Source organism: Ilumatobacter sp. (genome assembly GCF_039969435.1).
Taxonomy (GTDB): domain Bacteria; phylum Actinomycetota; class Acidimicrobiia; order Acidimicrobiales; family Ilumatobacteraceae; genus Ilumatobacter_A.
Genome location: NZ_JBDVNU010000017.1, coordinates 1 through 15,000 on the forward strand (window position 1 = coordinate 1; position 15,000 = coordinate 15,000).

The following is a 15,000-nucleotide window of genomic DNA, read 5'->3' on the forward strand; positions in this document are numbered from 1 at the left end:
CACCCCCTCCTCGCGGTTCTGGGCGACTCTCACGACATCGTCGCGGAACTCCTTCGGGTATGGCTTCGGCACAGCAACATCCTTCCAGGCCCACCCCGAGGGCAAGCCAGATCAGATGTCACCGAACCGTGCAGCAGCCCCCAATCCGCTCGGAATGCTCTAGATATAGCGTCCACACAGACGCTCGTGAACGGCACCTCGGCGCTCGGGCAGGCGCTCGATATGAACTCGATGCGGTGACGTTTCCGTGTCACCACGGAGAGGGTTCGGTGAAGGGCAGGCGGTCAGCAAGACGGCATGGATTGCTTCCACGGGCGAAGCGGCATTCAGGCGTCGCTGTATAGTTCAGGCTGTGCTGACGCTTACGGATCGCCATGAAGCGCTGCATCGGATTGGGCGAGCGCTCGCTGACCCTGGCCGCTGCAACATCCTCGTTGCCCTTCTCGACGGGCCGGGCTACCCGGGTGAGTTGGCCGCAACGCTCGGCTTGACCCGATCCAACATGAGCAACCATCTCGCGTGCCTGCGGGGGTGCGGGCTCGTGAGCGCAACCGCCGAGGGACGCCAGATCCGTTACGACATCGCCGACTCGAATCTCGCTCATGCGATCCGCAACCTGCTCGAAGTCGTCGTGGAGACCGACTGTGAGCACTGACCTCGCCGCCGTCGACACCGTCGACCGAACGGTGACCCTGCAGCGCCGGGTTCGCTGGCTCGTCGGCGCCGTGATCGTCTACAACGCTCTGGAAGCGGCGACCGCGATCACTGCCGGCGCGCTTGCGTCGTCGACTGCGCTCATGGGTTTCGGCCTCGACTCCATCGTTGAGGTGACATCGGCCCTCGCGATCACGTGGCAGTACGCCCACCACACACCGGCTGATCGCGAAGACCGCGCCCTGCGCATCGTGGCGTTCTCGTTCTTCGCGCTCGCCGCCTACGTCAGCATCGATGCTGTGCTGTCCTTGGCGGGAGGTCGCGAGGCAGCGCACAGCTCGCTCGGGATCGGCCTTGCTGCGCTCAGCCTCATCATCATGCCGATCGCCTCGATTCTGGAGCGCCGCACCGGTGAGGAACTGGGGTCAACCAGCGTGGTCGCCGACTCCAAACAACTCCTGTTGTGCAGCTACCTGTCCGCCGTCCTTCTCGTCGGCCTGGTGATCAACTCGAGGCTGGGGTGGAGTTGGGCCGATCCTCTGGCCGGGCTCGTCATCGCTGGACTCGCAGTGCGCGAAGGGCGCAACGCGTTGGGAGGCGATGTTTGCTGCGCCCCGCCCACAGCGTTGCTGACAGAGTCCGCCGACGAATGCTGCTCATGAACACCGACGGGGCCGATCAGCGCGCCGCTTACCGGAACGAACGAGATCGTGCTCGTCGAGCGTTCGCTCGAGACCAGACAGCGGACGGATGGCACCATCTGGAGCGGGCACACGTTCTCGCTCAACCTGACGCGATCATTCACATCAGCAGTCACCTGGCGATGCTTCGCCGTGGAGTCATCGAACGCGATCCGACAGAGATCGTCGGACAAGTCGTGCGGGCGCTCCTTGCCGGGCCAGCGTCGCTGACCGGCCGAATCCCGATCGGGAACGACGGACGAGCCCGAACTCCACTCTCGAAGCGAGTGACCATCCCTGCCGACCTCGAACAGCACGCCGTAGACCGCGCCCTGCCGCCCCGGTGACGCCGACGCACCGGCAAGGAACGCACCCATCGGGTGGCAAGCCGTTCACGCCGCAGCCGACCGAGACTGGCACGCCAAGATCGAGCAACTGCTGGGCATGAATTGGGCCGTCGAAGATTGTCAGGCACCCACGCACAACAACACCGTCAGGGATTGGCCATGACCCCTCAGGATCGGCACCTCGGAGCTCGGCCAAGTGCTCGAGATTGTGCGACGACCCGACGACCTCATGGATGCGATTCTCACTGCCGGATCCAGGATGGGTCCGATCAGGGTCGGTCGATGTCGATATGCGCCCTGATCCGGCGTCATCCACGTCAACGTCGTCGAAGGTCAGGTGTGGATCGTGTCACCGGGCCAAATGTCACGAATTCGTCGCCCCTGCGGCGGATCTAGGGTCTCGATGCTTTCGCTCAGCTCCTTCGCATCCGGTCCGATCACACGGTTCCGACCTGACTTCTTGGCGCTGTAGAGCGATGCGTCGGCCCGGGCGAGCACCTCATCGATCCCATCTGATCCGACGGCAACACCGAAAGAAGCGGTGACGCTGATTCCATCGGCCAAGGTCGTTTCGATGCTGCTCCGAAGCTTCTCCGCGATCGTCAGTGCATCGACGGGCTCCGTGTCGGGCAGCACCACGACGAACTCCTCGCCGCCGACTCGGAACATCAGCTCAAACCGTCGAAGTTGTTTACGAGCAACGTACGCGACGTTCTCCAGCACGTGGTCGCCCGCAGCGTGGCCCCATTGGTCGTTCACCGCTTTGAAGTGATCGATGTCGAAGCTGATGATCGCCACCGCTGCACCGGTCAGGCGGGCCTGCGCATCGAGCTCAGCAGCGTGATCTTCGAACGAACGCCGGTTGAGGCAACCCGTGAGAACGTCGAGGACGGCGCTGCGACGTTGGATCTGCTCGACCTGGACCAGTTGTCGAACGATCAGCGGCAGGTATCCGGCAATCACGGCCGCAGCCGTGAAACCGAACGGTTCGATCGCCTCGCCGCGGGCGAGGTCGACAACGGCGATCATCAAGAACGCAACGAGGCCACCGACTTTCGAGAACAGGACATTCGGAAACGTGGCTTGCGCGAACAGCCCAATGAGACCGGCGAAGTAGACGACGGGACTGCCGAGCCCGCCCGACGTCGCGGCGCCACCCACGACCGACGCGGTGATGATGCTGATCAGTGCGGCGTTCCACCTGCGAAGTCCGATCAAGCGTTGCAGGCGGAGGAAGCGCCGCCCGATCCACCACAGCAGTGGAAGGGACGCGAAGGCAAGGAACTCCGCACCGAAACGACCGAAGAACAGCACGGCAGCTCCGGCCACTACGACGGCAATCGTCATGTTCAAACGCTTCAACGCAGAGTCGATCTCGACGAAGCGTCGTTCGTCGACGCTCTCGATCTCTTCTGCTCGCATGTCTGTTCATCGGACACGAAGAGCTCGGCTTGAATCAGACTCGCTTCAATCCGCAACTGGCTCAGACGTGAGACGTTCAAGAGACGGCGCAATGCCGGGTTCCGACGACGAACACAGCGTCAGCCCGCCAGTAGTGGCCTGCGCTCGGCCATTTCCGATCGCATCCACCGACACGCGACCCGCTCGATATCGCGCTCCGATCTCAACGCACCACTGCTCGCGATCGGCAGCTCGGCGAGCGGGTACCCGCTCGGTCGTGGTCGTCGGCGGGCGCGGCGAGAAGTGTGTGAGATCGCAGAACCGGTGGGTGCTGGGGAACGTCTGAGAAGGGGCGCCCCGACTTCGACATGCTCGAGTCACCGCGACGATGCCAAGGCGGAGGGTCGTTGGCTGACGGTCCGATGTACACGACAGTTGATGAGATCGTCTCCGACGCCCGACCGGACCAAGAGGTGGCGATCATGCAGGTCGTGTCAGCGAGCGATGGAGTGATGCTCACATCGATGCAAGAAGTGGACGCGATGCCTGACGTTGCTCCCGATGAACTCGGTGTCGACACCGTCGACGTTGTGTACCGGGTCCTCGAGTTGCTGTCGCGAGATCCACCCGTGAATCCGGGCGACACGCTCCGGATGGCTTTGGCCAACGATTCTCGTGACAACAACGACTGCACCGGTGACCAGCCCGACGTCGGAACCGTCGAGATCAACTTCTTCACCCGCGACCTCTCGAGTTGCAGCGGGGTCAGCCCGGCGGTCGATGCCGATGCGATCACACTCTCGCGTGTGGCGATTCACTGCGGCTCGATCAACGCCTTCATTCCGCTGATGTTCAGGTTTCAGTCGATGGCGACCTTCGACAGGACCAACGCCGCAGACTTCGTCGACGATCTCGCTGCCGCACTCGCAACAACGTGATTCGTCGACGATTGTCACCGAGAGCCCAAGGCCGCCTACGCCGTGCCGCGACACGAGGTCAGGTCCGGCATTCGCTGACTCTGCTGGTCACAGCCTGATTGACCGAACCCACGCATGTTCACGTCTCTCCGCACGGCGGTATGCCGATCAGTACGGCACGTCGGTGCTCGGCCGGGCGCTCGGGAATGCGCGGGAGCTGCGTGCGGGTTGCCGGTTGGACGCCGTCGGGCGACTGAGCTCTGACGAGGCAGGTCGACTCGTCGAGACGCTGCCGAAGTAGCTCTCACGCACGCTTCGTCACTGATCGCTCGACGCGCAGGGCGATCAATCGCGGGGCCATCCCACACAAACTTGGCCCTGGCTGGCGGATACGACGCCGAAGCATACGTTTGCGCAACCGTATGCTTTCTGTTATCTTCACATCTGTTGCCCAGCTCGGCCCCTGAAATTGGGAGGTGCTGGAGCGGCGATGGGGAAGCTAAGGGGAATGTGCGATGGGGAAATCATCGACTTCGGTCATCGATTCGAGCCGGAAGACGAACCGTTCGACGCGACCCGTCGCCGGGGTGCGCGACGTCTGGAAGATCTTCGGGCCGACGGTCGCTGTGTCCGAGACGACATTCGACTTGTACCCGGGCGAAGTTGTTGCGCTCGTCGGTGAGAACGGGGCCGGCAAGAGCACGTGTGTGAAAATGCTCGCTGGCGTGTATCCGCCCGACGTGGGCAGCGTCACCCTGGACGGCGACGACGTCTCCTTCCACTCGCCGCTCGATGCGCAGGCACACGGCATCGCCATCGTGCATCAGCACCCGAGCCTGTTCGGTGATCTCAGTCTCGCCGAGAACGTGTTCGCTGGCCACCCACTCACCGATCGCTTCGGCCTCGTCGATCATCAGGCGATGCGCGTCCGCTCACAAGAACTCCTGACGATGCTCGGCGTCCGCTACGACCCGTCAACGCCAGCCCGTCAGTTGCGCACATCGGAGCAGCAACTCGTCGAGATCGCCAAGGCCTTTGCCGCCGACGCAAAGGTACTCGTGCTCGACGAACCCACGGCAGCGCTGACCTCCGGTGAGGTGGAACAGCTCTTCCGCGTGGTCTCGCAACTGCGAGACAAGGGCGTGGCAATCATGTTCGTCGGCCACCGCCTGGAGGAGGTGTTCGCCATCTCAGACCGCGTCACGATCCTGCGCGACGGCACGTTCGTCACCGAGCTCCGCACTGCTGAGACCACCCGGAACGAGGTTGTTCAACACATGGTCGGGCGCCACGTCGATCTTGACGCCAAGCGTGCCGCGTACGCCCCAGGCGACGTGGTGCTGTCGGTCGATTCGCTGTCTGTCGACGGCGAATTCCGCGACGTCTCCTTCGAAGTTCGAGCCGGCGAGGTGCTCGGTCTCGGTGGGCTCGTCGGCGCCGGTCGCACTGAGATCGCTCGGACCATCTTCGGAATCCAGCAGCCCGATGCCGGGACCATCCGGCTGTTCGGCGACCACGTCCAGATCACCTCGCCCGCCGACGCAATCCACCGGGGAATCGCCTACGTGTCGGAGGACCGGCGCGGCCAGAGCATCATCAACGAGTTCCCGATTCTCGACAACGCCTCGCTGCCGATGATCGACCACACGACCCGGCAGGGTCTGGTGCGCCGCTCGGAGGAACTCGACCTGGTCGGGGACTCGCTCGACCGGATGAAGCTCCGCTTCCACAGCTTCCTGCAGCCAATCAGTGCGTTGTCGGGAGGCAACCAGCAAAAGGTGGTGCTGGCCAAGTGGCTCGCTTCGAATCCGAAGCTGCTGATCCTCGACGAGCCGACCCAGGGCATCGACATCCAGGCGAAGGCCGAGGTGCACAAGATCATCGACGAACTGGCGTCGACCGGAATCGCGATCATCGTGATCTCGTCGGACATGCCCGAATTGATCGCCAACTCCGACCGGGTGCTTGTGCTCAAGCACGGCGACGTGACCGCCGAGTTGGAAGGTGACGACATCACGCCGATCAACATCGGGCTTGCCGCCACCGGCTCCGCGCCGGACGACCAACTCGACGACCTCACCGGCGTCGCCGATCGTTCATCGTCAACTACCGACCCGGTCATCGACACACCCGACACGGCATCGTCGTCGAGCGCTGAAGCGACGTCAACTGCGACATCGCTGGTTCGTCGATTCGTCAAGCAGCGCGAGTTCGGCCTTGCCGCCGCCCTGGCGGTGATCGTCGTTCCGCTCACGCTGTACAACACGAACTTCTATACCGGCGCCAACGTACGTGACTTGTTCATCTACGCCTCGCTGATCGGCATCGTCGGCATCGGGGAAATGATGGTGATCATCACCCGCAACATCGACCTGTCGGTCGCGTCAACGCTCGCGCTCGCCGCGTACGGCGCTGCGGCGACCATGCGGAGCTCACCGAATTCTTCGATCTTTCTCGGCATCGGTGTCGCACTGGCGATCGGGCTGGCGGCCGGCCTCGTCAACGGCTTGCTCGTTGCATACGGCGAGGTTCCATCGATCGTGGTCACACTCGGCACGCTCGCCGTCTATCGAGGGATCCTCTCGGAGTGGTCGAGTGGGGACCGTGTGACTCCGGGAGACGTCGAATCGGGTGGATGGCTCGACTGGACCCGCCACGAACCCTTCGGCATTCCGATCATCGCCATCATCGGCCTCGTCGTGTTCGTCGGTGTCGGCTTCGCCATGCGCCGATTGCGACGCGGACGTGAGACCTACTGCGTCGGATCGAATCCGGAGGGCGCTGCACTCGTAGGAATTCGGGTGAAGCGTCGAGTGCTCGGCTCCTTCACCGCCTGCGGTGTGCTCGCTGGCCTTGTCGGAGCGATGTGGGCATCGTTCTACCCGTACGTCGACGGTCAGGTCGCCTACGGGCTCGAGCTCACTGTCATCTCGGGTGTCGTCGTCGGCGGCGTTGCGCTGCGTGGTGGTGCCGGCACCGTGGTCGGTGTCGCCGTCGGCACGCTCGGCCTGCTCGCCATCCGCAAGTCCCTCACCATCGCCGGAGTCGACGACCAATATCTCCTCGCGATCTACGGTGCGGCGATCATCGTCGCCGTCTCCGTCGACGGGATCATCAAGTGGTTCAGCGACACGAGAAAGGCGGTCGCGCGATGAGCTCCGACACCCCGACCGTCACCCCGCCAACAGCCACCCTGCCCGCCGATGCGGAGACCCCCGCCCGGGAGGTCCCCCGAATCGGTTTCGTCGAGCGAGCCACCTCGTGGGACTGGCTACTCGGAGCGTTCGCGATCCTCGTCATCATCGTCGCCGTCTTCACCACCGACAACTTCACCAACTCGTTCAACCTGGAATCGTCGCTCACCCGAATGGCGGCCAAGGCGCTGATGGTGCTGCCACTCGCAATGCTCATCATCGCTCGCGAGATCGACATCTCGGTGGCGAGCATCGGTGGCCTGTCGGGCATCTCGTTCGGGATGAGCGTCGAGGCCGGAGCACCGTTCCCCCTCGCCATCGTCGTCGCCCTCCTGACGGGAGCGGCGTGCGGCTCACTCAACGGCGTCCTCGTCACCAAGCTCAAGTTGCCGTCGCTCATCGTCACCCTCGGCACGCTCGCGATGTTTCGTGGACTGTGCTACGTCCTCGTCGGTGGCAGCCCCGTCAGCGGGATGCCCGAGCCACTGACCGACTTCGTCAACGGGTCGGTGCCCGGCACGTTCATCCCGTACGCGATCGTCCCGTTCCTACTCCTGCTCCCGATCGCCGGGATGATCCTGCACCGCACGGTCTTCGGGCGGCGGGTGTATGCGATCGGTGGCAACCCCGACACAGCCCGCTACTCAGGCGTGCGCACCGAATCTGTTCTGTTCCGGCTGTTCGTCGCATCCGGCCTCGCCGCCGCGATCGCAGGAATCATCCAGACCGGCATCACGTCGTCAGCATCACCCGACGGACTGTTCGGCTTCGAGCTCGACGTCGTCACCGTCTGTTTCCTCGGTGGCATCAGCTTCCTCGGGGGTCGTGGTCGCCTGACAGGGGTCGCCTGGGCACTCGTGGTCGTGATCGTGCTGCGCAGCATCCTGCAACTCCGAAACGTCGCCGCCTTCGGCCAGGCCGCCGTCGTCGGCGTGGTCTTGATCGTGTCGCTGTTGCTCGTCAACGTCGCCGCGAAAGTCGGCGCCGCTCGCGCCACCAAACGAACCGTCGCCGAGCGTTCGTTCGACAACACCAGACCGCATGACATCGGACCTGATGTCGCGTCCACCGCCACACCAACCCATAACCAGAGGAGCACCTCATGAATCCCACGAAACCACACCGGCGCCGGCTCAGCGGAGTCGCCGTCCTCGCCACGCTCGCACTTGCGGTCGCAGCGTGCGGCAGCGACGCCGACACCGCCACCGAATCATCCGACGCTCCCGCCGACGACGTCGAAACCACCCAGGAGCCGGCCGACGACGCAGGAGTCACCGAGGAAGCAGGAGACACGGAGGCCAGCGGGGAATGCGAGTCCGGCCCGATCACGGTCGGGATCATCCCGAAACTCGGTGACGACCCGTACATGACGACCGTGCGTGACGGGATGCAGAAGGCGGCGGACGAACTCGGCCAGGGCGACGAGATCATCTACACCTCGCCGAGCGAGGCGACCGGCGCCGCGCAGATTCCGTTCGTCCAACAGTTGATCAGCTCCGAAGTCGACGTGATCGCAATCGCGGGGAGCGACCTCGACAGCGCCAGGGCAGAACTCGCCGAGGCTCGTGAACGTGGAATCGACGTCATCGCCTTCGACTCCGATGTCGCCACCGACTCCCGGACCCTTTTCATCAACCAGGCCGAGGCGTCTGAGCTCGGGACGAAAATGCTCGACAGCATGAACGAACTCCTCGACGGTGAAGGACAGTTCGCGATCCTCTCGTCGACGCAGACCGCAGTGAATCAGAATGCCTGGATCGCCAACATGGAGGAACGTCTCGCGGCCGACGAGTTCCCAGGCCTGGAGTTGGTCGACGTCGTCTACGGCGAAGAGAAGGCTGACCTGAGCGCCACCCGCGCTGTCGAACTGGTCACCCAATATCCCGACCTCGGGGGCATCATCATCCCGGCCGGGATCAGCCTGCCGGCAGCGGCGACCGCCCTGTCCGACTCCGGAGACCTCGGTGACGTCAAGCTCACCGGACTCGCTCCAGCCTCACTCATCTCGGACTTCATCAAGACCGGCGACGTGCAGGACATCTGGTGGAACGTCACCGACCTGGGCTACCTGACGATGTACGCAGCCAAGGCGGTCTCACAATGCGGCGTCGACGGCAGCGCCGGCACCATGTTCGACGGCGGCGAACTCGGCGAATTCGAGGTGGGTGACGACGGCGAGGTCATCCTCGGCCCGGCTCAAATCGTTACTCCCGAGAACGTCGACGAATTCGCCTTCTGATCGAGACGATCCTGCAGCCCACGAGAGGGTCGACGGCGCAACTGCGCCGTCGACCCGTCAGGCTTCGACCCACATGACACCACCCCCCGACATCAGCGCACTGATCCACCGACTCACCCGGCTCGAACCACATGAACGCCATCTGATCGGCCTGACCGGGGCGCCGGGTGTCGGCAAGTCAACCGTCAGTGCGCGTCTCGTCGACCAACTCGGTTCGAAGCTCGTGGTGGTGCCGATGGATGGATTCCACCTGGCGTCGTCGGTGATCGCAGGCACGCCGCGCGACAGGCGTCGCGGCGCACCCGACACCTTCGACGCCGACGGATTCGTCGCTCTACTGCGTCGTCTACGCGATCAATTCGAGCCGGTGGTCTACGCCCCACGGTTCGACCGAGGAATCGACGACCCCATCGCCGGGTCGATCGCAGTGCGCAAGGAGGTGCCCATTGTCTTGGTAGAAGGCAACTACCTTCTCCACACCGCTCCGCCATGGTCAGACCTCTCAGAGATCCTCGACGAGACCTGGTACCTCGAACTGAACGATGACTCGAACCGAGTCGATCGGCTGATCGCCCGCCACGTCGAGTTCGGGAAGACGGTCGAAGAGTCGGAACACTTCGTACGGGGCAGTGATCAATCGAACGCCGATCTCGTCGCCGCCACACGCAGCCGCGCGGATCTCGTCATCATCGAGCACGGAGATGGCACACTGACTACAGCGAGACCAACGTCCCCGAGCGACGAACGACAGGGATGATCGAGACAACCAAGCGGAACGACATCGGCACTGCGACGGAACATCGGTAGGAGACAACGGCGAGATGGTGACAATGCACGACGTGGCCAAGCGCGCAGGCGTCTCCCAAACCACCGTTTCCCATGTCATCAACGGGTCCCGCCATGTCAGCCCCCAGGCATTGGAGGCAGTACAGCGCGCAATCGAGGACACCGGCTACGTCAACGACAGCATTGCCCGCTCTCTGCGCACGGGTAAGACCGGCACAATCGGGTTGAGCATCTCCGCGATGTCGAACCCGTACTTCGGGACCTTCGTACACCTGATCGAACGTCAGGTCACCGACGACGGGATGAGCTTGATCCTCGTCGACACCCACGACGATCCACAGCGCGAGTTGAAGGTCACCAGTGAATTGTTGGCCCGGCGCCCTGACGCAATCCTGCTGGCACCGTCAGCCGAACCGGAACGCACCATCGACGCAATCGCCAGGCGCTCGATCCCGATGGTCCTCATCGACCGGGTGCCTCCCTGGGCGCCCGACGATCGGTTCGACGCAATCGGGGTGGAGAACACCGAAGCGATGTCGGCAGTGGTGGAGCACCTGGTCGCACTCGGCCACCAACGCATCGGTCTCATCGCCGGCAAGCGCGGGCTCTACACGACCGAAGAACGCGTCGCCGGATTCGAAACGGGTCTGTCAGTAGCCGGCAGAGCATCGCAGGGCACGGTGGAAAACGGTGTCGAAGATGACGAACTCGACACCCACGCGGTCGAGCGACTGTTGGCGTCGGCCGACCCACCGACAGCGATCATCGGTGGAAACAACCTGATCACGATCGAGGTCGTACGTCAACTGGTATCGCTCGGCAAGAAGATCCCGGACGACATCAGCCTGGTGTCGTTCGACGACTTCGAATGGGCCGACCTGTTCCACCCGCGCCTGACTGCCGTCCGCCAGCCCGTCGAGGAGCTTGCGGAGCGAGCGGTCCAACTGCTCCGCGATCGGTTGACTGAACCCAATATGGCCGGCCGGGTCGAGCGCATCGCGCCTCAAATGATCGTACGCAGCTCAACAGTGCCGCATCCGGCTGACGCCTGAGTGGTCGGCCAGACGGCGTCGACTGGTGGTGATTGGCTGATCGGACAACAGTCTGATCTGCGTATCGAGCCCTCGATCGTTGGAATGGAGTTGACCTGATTCCTTCGCACCGACTCACCGAACGCCGCCACGTCACCCGACCGCGGGCGCGACAACAGAACAGGGTCCTCATACTCAGCAAGTTCGACAGGACGCACCAGTTCTCACAGTCTGATACCCATCCGACACCACCACCAGCCCGCCGGTTCCCAACGAGTCGACCATCGCCGCCGACGCAGGAGCGCACAGCAATGCGACCGAAAGAAGTAGTGCATCTTCGCGGACGCCACATCCCCCGCCGACCGAGCTCGTGGACGTCTCGAACCGCAAGAGTGACGGGAAGGTCGGTAGGTGTGATGCCGTAAAGGAGGTTCGCGTCGAGGACCGCGGTGAGCCGACTCACTGTGGAGTGGCTGCCCACAGGTCCATGCCGGTGTCGTCGGCGAGCTGCTGAATCTCTGCAAGCGCGACCCAGCTTGCAGCGTCTCGTGGCGCCTTGCACGGGAGGCCGGGCCGTCCGGCGTCACTGGACGGCGCATGAAAGCGGACGGCGAACACCCGGCGATTCAATGGAGAGCCCCATCCGACGCCTTCTACGCAGCGATGTCTTCGCGGGCCTCGATCGGCGGGTCTGGTCAGATTTCGCAGACGACGTCGAGGTCGCCGAGATCACTCAGCGGTCCGGTGATGTCGTCGCTGTTTCCTCGTAGTGTCGCATCGAGGAAAAGCAGCGTTGCACGCGATGTGATGTCGTGCGCGTGGCGTCTTCCGCCCGAGCCGATCAGAGAAGGGAGTGGTGGCAGGATCATCGGTGCATCGGTGAATGACAGGTGAGAGGCCCCGTCGACGGTGAGGCAGAAGCCGCCGCCGTCGCTGTTGCGGAGCACGTCGTTGAGCGTTCGACGATACGTGGCGTCGCTTCGTTCGTTGCCAGTCCCGCGGCCTGCGACGACGGCCAGTATCGGCTGCGGGAAGCGTTGGGGCACGACGTTGCGAGGGAGTCCGTCGAGATTGATGATGGCATCGACGCGTGGGTCCTGCTGTGCGACTTGAATTGCGGCCGCACCGCCGACCGAGTGTCCGACGGCAGCGATTGATCGAGTGTCGAGCAGACCGGTGAAGGATGATCGAAGCGCACCGCCCTGCAGTGCGTCGATCTGGTCGAGCACATAGCTCAGATCTGCGGCTCGCACGTCTGTCAGCTGATCGGTGACCTGATTGTCGGTCGTGCGGTTGCCGGTGCTGCGTACGGTCGTGGCGATGACGCTTCCGTCGTCGAGGACCACCGCAGGCGAGTCGTACGGGTGGTCGACTGCGACGACGAAGTAGCCGTGGCTGGCCAGTTCCTGCGCCCAAGCTGTGTTCTGGGCGCGCGAACCAGCGAGGCCCGGTGAGAACAGGACGATGGGCCACCGCTGCTCATTCCGCTCGGGTGCGGCGTCGAGGTAGGCGCGGGTGCGAGCGACAGCGGCTTCGTGGAGCAGCAGAGCGGGCACACCGTAGGTTGCTGCGATGCCAGCCGCTGTCGTGGCGGCTTCTTCAGATGTCCGGCCGAGGTACAGCGCACGACGGTCGTCTGGGCGCGGGCGGGCCGGGTACCACGCCTGCACGACGACCGTGCGGTGATCGTTCGGGTTCGATGTCGCAGGCTCGCCTCTGCTCTCGTCGGTCCACTCGAACCGGGTCGTGCCGACTTGGGCTGGACCCGTCGTCTGCGGAAAGGTGACGCGTGGCAGCGCCCACAAACCCAGAGCAGCGAGAGCCGTCAAGACGACCGAGCCGGATACGGCGAGCGCGCGCCGCACCCGGTGATGGAGCCTGAAGGCCGCCAATGCGGCGACGAGCAAGCCGACGGCGAGGAGGGCGAGAGGGAACCGGAGGCGATCGATCACCGCGACAAGGACTCCGATCACGACCGCACTTCCAATCGCGAACGCGCAGACGCGACGGCGAACGGCAGCGCTGAGGCACCCCGAGGTGCCTGCAACAGCAGCACACAGCACGATGAGAACCTCCGCCACGGTCATGACACACCATCCGCGAGTTCGAGGTCAGCAATGGGCAACGGACTGGGACGCCCGTCGACGGGCGGTTCCGAGCCGCCCTGGTCGAGTCGGAACGGCGGGTAGTCGTCCGTCATCAGCGCCACATAGATGACGACGCGGTACGACCAGCGCATTGCCCCCATGATCAGGTCGTACAGCCCGATCGGAGAGCGTCCCGTGAAGAGGAGGATGAACGCGGCGATCGTGACCGTCAGACCGAGCAAGCCCCCGCTGAACACGAATGGCGCTTCGTCGTCGCCCCAACTGGTCGTCGCTGCCCACACGATGAGGAGGTGCGGAATCGCGAGAAGCCATGACTTGACCAACACGAGAGGCCGTGACAGGCGCTCCGGGTAGGCGACATCGAGCGTTGCCGGGTACTCCACGTCCTTCAGGGTGAAGGGCGGATACCGATCGGTCCCGAGAACGTTGGTCGCGTAGTACGCCACCCGCCAACTCCATCGCAAGACACCGACATTGAACTCGAAGATCGAGCGCGGATATCGACCCGTGAACAGGATGGCGAAGAATGCAACCAAGGTGAGCGCCACGAAGGCGGCCCAGAGGAACACGAGTACCACGAAGTGGGGGATGGCCAGGAACCACTTCACCAGCCATTTCCAGCGGCTCAGGTCAGGGTCGAGTCGGCCCTCAATGCGTAGCGGGGACGCGACCAACGATGTGTGTCGAGCAACAGGCTGAGCCGTTCCGATGGGCAGCGGGACAGCCGGTTCGGTGTCGGAGGCCACCTTGGCGCGCCCGACGCCGACGATGATCATCGCCGCTGCCATCGCGAGCAGCACGATGCCGCCGATCACCAGACCGATCGCGATCGGAACGAGGTAGCCGACCTGCCAGCCGAGTTCGATGTCGGCGACGACACCGGGCGTCGCATCTGGGTTCATCACCACGATTGCCCATCTGCCGGGCTCGAGGTCCCAGGTGAGGCTGTGGCCGGGCTCGCCCGTCGCCTGGGCAACCCAGAATGTCTGGTCGGTTGGAGGTGCCGGCGTGGAGGTCCCACCGCCGTTCTCCCGGCGGTAGTCGACCGAGAACGGATCAAAGCCGACCTCGGTGATGTCGTCGTGGGGGATGCCGGCGAGGAAGGCCTCCACATCGGATGCGGGTCCGATGCCAACGAACACGGGGCGAGTGGCGGCGTCGTCGACGGTGATCCGAACCGTCGCGAGGTGGCGGTCGGCCCACCAGTCATCGCGACCTGGCTGACCGAGGTCGATCTGGTCCGAGGTCAGCGCGTAGCTGTCCGTCTCGAACCGCTCGTTGGATGTCGTGAAGAATCCGGCATCGTCGCGCTGGGTGCCGTACGCCCAGCCGACGCTGGCCCCCGCAGCGAGCAGCCCCGATCCAACCACCGCGATGATCGACGCCAGGACAAGTGCGATGACGCGTCGTGGTTTCATGAAGTAGCTCCTACTGTCGTAGCCCGTCGCCGGTCAGGGCTGATTGGTCGTGACGTACTCGACGTTGTCGAGGCGGGGCTGCCGGCCGGCGAGTGCGGCCCGAGCTTCGGAGTCGGCGTCGGGCGTGTCGCGATGGAACGCGGTGGTGTAGTGCGCGACGATGTCGAGAGGTCGTTCGTCCCAGATGGCATCGGTGCACATCGCGTCGCCGTAGACCGAGTTCCG

12 protein-coding genes are annotated in these 15,000 nt (G+C 64.2%); 8 read left to right on the top strand and 4 right to left on the bottom strand.

What is annotated here, in order from left to right:
* Positions 1-352: 352 nt before the first annotated feature.
* Both ABJK40_RS08925 and ABJK40_RS08930 read left to right on the top strand, forming a co-directional pair.
* Positions 353-655: a metalloregulator ArsR/SmtB family transcription factor gene (locus ABJK40_RS08925; RefSeq protein ID WP_348480412.1), complete on the top strand. Its 303-nt coding sequence runs from the start codon at positions 353-355 to the stop codon at positions 653-655.
* Positions 645-1,316, top strand: a complete 672-nt coding sequence (locus tag ABJK40_RS08930) for a cation transporter (protein WP_348480413.1) — start codon at positions 645-647, stop codon at positions 1,314-1,316. The genes ABJK40_RS08925 and ABJK40_RS08930 overlap by 11 nt, the downstream gene beginning before the upstream one ends.
* Positions 1,317-2,014: 698 nt before the next feature.
* On the opposite strand, the gene ABJK40_RS08935 is transcribed toward ABJK40_RS08930, so the two are convergent.
* The gene (locus ABJK40_RS08935) at positions 2,015-3,103 is read right to left on the bottom strand and encodes a GGDEF domain-containing protein (protein ID WP_348480414.1); all 1,089 of its coding nucleotides are present in this window, start codon (positions 3,101-3,103) and stop codon (positions 2,015-2,017) included.
* Positions 3,104-3,606: 503 nt separating this feature from the next.
* Between ABJK40_RS08935 and ABJK40_RS08940 the strand changes: the two genes are divergently transcribed.
* The 6 genes from ABJK40_RS08940 to ABJK40_RS08965 all read left to right on the top strand — a co-directional run bounded on the left by ABJK40_RS08940 (position 3,607) and on the right by ABJK40_RS08965 (position 11,270).
* Positions 3,607-4,020: a hypothetical protein gene (locus ABJK40_RS08940; RefSeq protein ID WP_348510238.1), complete on the top strand. Its 414-nt coding sequence runs from the start codon at positions 3,607-3,609 to the stop codon at positions 4,018-4,020.
* A gap of 566 nt (positions 4,021-4,586) precedes the next feature.
* A complete protein-coding gene (locus tag ABJK40_RS08945) occupies positions 4,587-7,154 on the top strand; it encodes an ATP-binding cassette domain-containing protein (protein WP_348480416.1) in 2,568 nt (855 codons plus the stop codon).
* Positions 7,151-8,299, top strand: a complete 1,149-nt coding sequence (locus ABJK40_RS08950; protein ID WP_348480417.1) for an ABC transporter permease — start codon at positions 7,151-7,153, stop codon at positions 8,297-8,299. The genes ABJK40_RS08945 and ABJK40_RS08950 overlap by 4 nt, the downstream gene beginning before the upstream one ends.
* The gene (locus ABJK40_RS08955; protein WP_348480418.1) at positions 8,296-9,432 is read left to right on the top strand and encodes a substrate-binding domain-containing protein; all 1,137 of its coding nucleotides are present in this window, start codon (positions 8,296-8,298) and stop codon (positions 9,430-9,432) included. Before ABJK40_RS08950 ends, ABJK40_RS08955 begins: the two co-directional genes overlap by 4 nt.
* 73 nt (positions 9,433-9,505) lie before the next feature.
* Positions 9,506-10,189: a nucleoside/nucleotide kinase family protein gene (locus ABJK40_RS08960; protein ID WP_348480419.1), complete on the top strand. Its 684-nt coding sequence runs from the start codon at positions 9,506-9,508 to the stop codon at positions 10,187-10,189.
* Between the two features lie 73 nt (positions 10,190-10,262).
* Entirely contained in the window at positions 10,263-11,270 is a 1,008-nt protein-coding gene (locus ABJK40_RS08965; RefSeq protein WP_348480420.1) for a LacI family DNA-binding transcriptional regulator, read from the top strand.
* A gap of 674 nt (positions 11,271-11,944) precedes the next feature.
* Here the strand turns inward: ABJK40_RS08965 and ABJK40_RS08970 are convergent.
* From ABJK40_RS08970 to ABJK40_RS08980, 3 genes are all read right to left on the bottom strand, one after another.
* Positions 11,945-13,222, bottom strand: coding sequence for a dienelactone hydrolase family protein (locus ABJK40_RS08970; protein ID WP_348480421.1), 1,278 nt, complete (start codon positions 13,220-13,222; stop codon positions 11,945-11,947).
* A gap of 110 nt (positions 13,223-13,332) precedes the next feature.
* Positions 13,333-14,775: a DUF4389 domain-containing protein gene (locus ABJK40_RS08975; RefSeq protein WP_348480422.1), complete on the bottom strand. Its 1,443-nt coding sequence runs from the start codon at positions 14,773-14,775 to the stop codon at positions 13,333-13,335.
* Between the two features lie 33 nt (positions 14,776-14,808).
* Entirely contained in the window at positions 14,809-14,976 is a 168-nt protein-coding gene (locus tag ABJK40_RS08980; RefSeq protein WP_348480423.1) for a hypothetical protein, read from the bottom strand.
* Between the last annotated feature and the right edge of the window lie 24 nt (positions 14,977-15,000).